This is a genomic window from Vibrio sp. 10N.222.48.A3, from assembly GCF_041475345.1.
GTDB lineage: Bacteria > Pseudomonadota > Gammaproteobacteria > Enterobacterales > Vibrionaceae > Vibrio > Vibrio tasmaniensis_A.
In genome coordinates this window covers 1-1907 of sequence record NZ_JBFRVX010001095.1, presented here as the reverse complement: position 1 = coordinate 1907, position 1907 = coordinate 1, and the positions used below count along the sequence as shown (strand labels likewise).

Sequence of the window (1907 nt, the reverse complement as noted above, 5' to 3'; positions counted from 1 at the left end):
GAGAAAACACCAAGCTAAGGAAGCTCAGTAATGTTCTAGATTTAGAGAGGTTACTGTATAGGAAAGGATTCGACTTTGTTGATCCTGGCTCTCTTGATTTTTTTGAGCAGTATAATTTATTTTCGCAAGCTGAAGTTATAGTTGGTGCTTCTGGTGCTGCCTTTACCAATTTATTATTCATGAAACCAGGTAGTACAGCTATATCACTATACCCATCGGCACAAAGCACTAACTATTATGTATTTCAGCCCTTAGCTGATGTTTCAAATGTTCATTTGATTCACTTCCTTACTACTCCTGACGATAACTCAAACTCTGTTCACGGTGATGCGAACGTAGATGTCAAAGAACTAGAAAAACTATTGGAAAAACTTGATGATTAAAACATTTAAATTCAATGTGCTTGGTGACGATAGAGGATCATTAGTTTCTCTCGAAGAATTGGGTAACATTCCCTTTGAAATTAAGCGTGTTTACTATATTTTTGATACAAAGAGCCAAATATCTAGAGGCTTTCATGCTCACAAAAAATTAGAGCAAATGGCGATTTGTGTGAAAGGTAGCTGTAGAATTGTCTTAGATGATGGTCAGTCGAGAGAGAGCGTTGTACTCGATAGTCCAGAACAAGGGTTGTATATTGATAATAACAAATGGCGAGAAATGCACGATTTTTCAAAGGATTGTGTTTTGTTGGTACTCGCGAGTAATATTTACGATGAGTCAGATTATATTCGTGATTATGAAGAATTTTTAAGGTTGGTAAACTAATGACTATACATAAAAGTGCGATCGTATCGAAAAAAGCAACGATTGGTAAAAATGTAACTATCGGAGCCTTTAGTATAATTCATGACAATGTAGATATTGGAGACAATACGGTTGTCGAAAGTAACTGTGAACTAGGTGTAGAAACTTCTTTATCAGGTAATAGAAAGTTAGTTGTTGGTAAAAATTCACATATTCGCTCATACAGTATGTTTTATGAGGGTTCGACTTTTGATGAAGGTTTAGTTACGGGTCATCGAGTTTCTGTTCGAGAGAAAACCGTCGCTGGTAAAAACTTTCAAATTGGAACCCTATCAGATATACAAGGGGATTGTGAATTTGGTGATTATGTGAGGCTTCACAGTAATGTTCATGTAGGAAAACTTTCAAAAGTCGGAGATTACGTCTGGCTATTTCCCTATGTTGTCCTTACGAATGACCCGCATCCGCCAAGTAACGTAATGCAAGGCGTTGTTATTGAAGACTATGCTGTGATAGCTACAATGTCCGTAATATTACCGGGAGTCACGATCGCTAAAGGTTGTTTAGTTGGAGCAAGTTCAACAGTAGCTAAAAGCACTCAAGAAGATATGCTTTATTCTGGTAATCCAGCGAAATTAATCGGCCCTGCCGCAAGAATACGCTTGAAAGATGGTAGCCGCAAGCCAGCTTACCCTTGGGTTAATCACTTCCATAGAGGCTATCCAGATGATGTCGTACAGCAATGGGTAAAGGAGAGTAACTAAATGTATGATATTCACGATATTGAAGTTGGGATGTCCGCATCATACTCTCAAACTATTTCTGAAGCTGATGTAAAGCAATTTGCTGGCTTCTCTGGAGATAGAAACCCCGTTCATCTTGATGAAGTTTATGCTGAAAACTCTCGTTTTAAGAAAAGAATCGCTCATGGCATGATTAGCTCTAGTTTTTTTTCCGCGCTGTTTGGAACTAAGCTGCCAGGTGAAGGCTGTGTCTATGTATCTCAATCCTTGAAGTTTAGGAAGCCCGTTTACATTGATGATACGGTTGTTGCTACTGTAGTTGTAAGCGAAATTGATATAAATAAACGTCGCGTTTATTTTGATACGTATTGTAAAGTGGGCAAGCAAAAAGTTATAACCGGCCAAGCAGAAATATAC

At 38.0% G+C, this 1907-nt stretch carries 4 protein-coding genes; all 4 read left to right on the top strand.

All coding sequences use genetic code 11. The features are described 5' to 3' along the window. The coding region (locus AB4653_RS23940) for a DUF563 domain-containing protein (RefSeq protein WP_372105492.1) at positions 1 to 383 on the top strand (383 nt) is incomplete at its 5' end. Then, positions 376 to 768: an FdtA/QdtA family cupin domain-containing protein gene (locus AB4653_RS23935; protein WP_009847941.1), complete on the top strand. Its 393-nt coding sequence runs from the start codon at positions 376 to 378 to the stop codon at positions 766 to 768. The genes AB4653_RS23940 and AB4653_RS23935, both read left to right, overlap by 8 nt. After that, on the top strand, positions 768 to 1511 hold the full coding sequence (locus AB4653_RS23930) for an acyltransferase (protein WP_009847940.1): 744 nt from the start codon (positions 768 to 770) through the stop codon (positions 1509 to 1511). The genes AB4653_RS23935 and AB4653_RS23930 overlap by 1 nt, the downstream gene beginning before the upstream one ends. Beyond that, positions 1512 to 1907: MaoC family dehydratase (locus AB4653_RS23925; RefSeq protein ID WP_372105491.1), on the top strand; the 396-nt coding region annotated here is incomplete at its 3' end.